This is a genomic window from Mesorhizobium sp. M7A.F.Ca.MR.362.00.0.0, from assembly GCF_004023175.1.
Lineage (GTDB): Bacteria > Pseudomonadota > Alphaproteobacteria > Rhizobiales > Rhizobiaceae > Mesorhizobium.
The window spans coordinates 9842-13036 of the sequence record NZ_RZTF01000166.1 but is presented as its reverse complement, the minus strand read 5'-3'; the positions used below and the strand labels follow the sequence as shown (position 1 = coordinate 13036).

Below are 3195 nucleotides of genomic sequence, written 5' to 3'. Positions count from 1 at the left end.
GAGGGGGAGATGGCCGGCAGGCCAGAGGGGGGCGCCTTGGCTCGGCGCCGGCCATTGGAAAGGCTCCAATGCGTCGTAGTCTTCTTCGTCAACCCCGGCATAATGGCCAATATCGAAATCCCGCGCACCGTCATTCTCGAACCCCGACAGCGCGGCATGCTCGGCGAACACCTCTGCCGGCGTCGCATAGGAAAACGCCTCGCCGAACCCCATCCGCTTGCCCACCTCGGCGACGATCCGCCAGTCGGGCAGCACCTCGCCGGGCAGCTCCAAAAACGCGCGCTGGCGCGACACCCGGCGCTCTGAATTGGTGACGGTGCCGTCCTTCTCGCCCCAGGCGGCGGCGGGCAGCCGGACATGGGCATGGCGGACGGTGTCGGTCCGGGCCAGCACGTCCGACACCACCACGAAAGGGCACGCCTTGATCGCCGCTTCGACGGCATCGGCGTCCGGCATCGAATCGACCGGGTTGGTGGCCATGATCCACAGCGCCTTGATGCGCCCGTCGGCCAGCGCCTGGAACATCTCGACTGCCTTCAGGCCGGGCTTTCCGGCCACAGTCGGCGCGTTCCAGAAGCGCTGAACACGGTCGCGATGGTCGGGGTTTTCGATCTCCATATGGGCGGCGAGCATATTGGCCATGCCGCCGACCTCGCGGCCGCCCATGGCGTTGGGCTGGCCCGTCACCGAAAACGGCCCTGCTCCGGGTTTGCCGATGCGGCCGGTGGCGAGATGGCAGTTGATGATGGCGTTGACCTTGTCGGTGCCGGATGACGACTGGTTCACACCCTGGCTGTAAACCGTCACCGTTTTCGCCGTCGCTGCAAACAGGCTGTAGAAACGGCCAAGCTCGTCCTCGCTCAGGCCGGTGGCGGCGGCGACGCCGGCCAGGTCGAGCGCGGAGGCCGCGAAAAGCGCTTGCCCGAAGCCGGTCGTGTGCGTCGTGATGTAGGCGCGGTCGAGCGCATTGTGCTGGCCGAGATAAGCGAGCAGGCCCGTGAACAAAGCGACGTCGCCATCGGGCGCGATCGCCAGATGCATATCGGCGATGTCAGCGGTCATGGTGCGACGCGGGTCGACCAGCACGATCTTCATCTCCGGCCGCTTTTCCCGGGCAGCCGCGATGCGCTGGTAGAGCACCGGATGGCACCAGGCGAGGTTGGAGCCGACCAGCACGATCAGGTCGGCCAGTTCCAGATCCTCGTAGGTTCCCGGCACGGTGTCGGAGCCGAAAGCGCGGCGGTGGCCGGCGACCGAGGAGGCCATGCACAGGCGCGAATTGGTGTCGATGTTGGCCGAGCCGACAAAACCCTTCATCAGTTTGTTGGCGACATAATAGTCCTCGGTCAGCAACTGGCCGGAGACATAGAAGGCGACCGCATCGGGCCCATGCTCGGCGATGGTCTGCGAGAAGGTCGAAGCGACCAGGTCGAGCGCCTCGTCCCAGCCGGCGCGGCGGCCATGGATCTCCGGATGAAGCAGCCTGCCGTCGAGGTCGATGGTCTCGGCCAGTGCCGAGCCCTTGGAGCAGAGCCGGCCGAAATTGGCCGGGTGGTCGGGGTCGCCACGCACGGACACCTCATCGTCCGCGGCGACCTTCGCCAGCACGCCGCAGCCCACCCCGCAATAGGGGCAGGTGGTCCTCACCTCGCGCGCTTCGTCGATCTCCATTGGTCAAGCCGCGCGGCTGGCCAGCGCTTCCAGCGCAATGAACAGATGCTCGCCTTCGACCCGCACCGGAATGGTGCGCACCGCGCCCTCGTCGGCGCCGAGCGCTTTGCCCGTCTCCAGCGAAATCACCCAGTTGTGCAAGGGACAGGTCACCGCCGCACCGTGCACGATGCCCTGGCTGAGCGGTCCACCCTTGTGCGGGCAATGGTCGTCGATGGCATAGACCTGATCGTCGGCGGTGCGGAACACTGCGATCTTGCCTTCCGGGGTGGCGACGCAGCGCGCGCCGCGGCGGGGGATGTCCGAGATAGAGCCGATTGATACCCAGTTCATGATTGTCACTCCGCCGCCTGCGCAAACCCGACCGAGGCCATCGGCCGGAATTCGTGCTTGTCCTTGCCGGAAACGCGTTCCGACCACGGGTCGACCTGGGCGAATTTCTGGCTGAAGACGAAGCGGTCGTAATAAGCCTTGCGCTTCTCGCCATCGTCCATGATCTGGCGCTTGATCTCGGGGATGCCGATGCGTTTGGCCCATTTGTAGATGCGCTCGAGATAGCGGCCCTGCTCGCGATACATCTGCGTCAGCGCCACGATATGCTCCAGCGCCTCATCCTCGGTCTTGACCAGGCCGAGCACCTCGGTGCCCTTGATGTCGAGGCCGGCCGCGCCGGCAAAATGGATCTCGTAACCACTGTCGACGCAGATCACGCCGACATCCTTGCAGGTCGCCTCGGCGCAGTTGCGCGGACAGCCCGACACCGCCATCTTGACCTTGGCCGGGGTCCACGAGCCCCACATGAATTTTTCGATGCGGACGCCAAACCCTGTCGAATCCTGCGTGCCGAAGCGGCACCAGTCCGAGCCGACGCAGGTCTTCACCGTGCGCAACCCCTTGGCATAGGCGTGGCCGGAGACGAAGCCGGCCTGACCGAGATCGGCCCATACCGCCGGCAGGTCTTCCTTGCGGATGCCGAGCATGTCGATGCGCTGGCCGCCGGTGACCTTGACCATCGGGATTTCGAACTTGTCGACGACGTCGGCGATGGCGCGCAGCTCCGCCGCGTTGGTGACGCCGCCCCACATGCGCGGCACCACCGAATAGGTGCCGTCCTTCTGGATGTTGGCGTGGACGCGCTCGTTGATGAAGCGCGACTGGTAGTCGTCGGCGTACTCGTCCGGCCAGTCGCAGACGAGATAATAGTTGAGCGCCGGCCGGCATTTGGCGCAGCCGCAGGAGGTCGTCCACTCCAGTTCCTGCATGACGGCGGGAATGGTCTTCAGGCCCTTGGCGATGATCAGCCGGCGCACCTCGTCATGGCCGAGCGTCGTGCAGCCGCACATCGGCTGCACCGCCGCCGGATTGTATTTGTCGCCGATGGTCAGCACCATCAGCTTCTCGACCAGCCCGGTGCAGGAGCCGCAGGAGGCTGACGCCTTGGTGTGGGCGCGCACGTCGTCGAGCGACGTCAGGCCCTTCCCCGTAATCGCGCCAGTGATCTTTCCCTTGCAAACGCCGTTGCAG

General features: G+C 65.7%; 3 protein-coding genes. All 3 read right to left on the bottom strand.

What is annotated here, in order from left to right; translation table 11 throughout:
- A partial coding sequence (locus tag EOC06_RS20005) for a molybdopterin-dependent oxidoreductase (protein WP_164898664.1) occupies nt 1–1671 on the bottom strand: 1671 nt, incomplete at its 3' end.
- Nucleotides 1672–1674: 3 nt separating this feature from the next.
- A complete protein-coding gene (gene nirD, locus EOC06_RS20000) occupies nt 1675–2004 on the bottom strand; it encodes a nitrite reductase small subunit NirD (protein WP_127809692.1) in 330 nt (109 codons plus the stop codon).
- A gap of 5 nt (nt 2005–2009) precedes the next feature.
- Nucleotides 2010–3195: (2Fe-2S)-binding protein (locus tag EOC06_RS42985; RefSeq protein WP_245469832.1), on the bottom strand; the 1186-nt coding region annotated here is incomplete at its 5' end.

Excerpts from the sequence above, each read along its gene's own strand:
- nirD (WP_127809692.1), bottom strand. The coding sequence starts at position 2,004 with ATGAACTGGGTATCAATCGGCTCTATCTCGGACATCCCCCGCCGCGGC.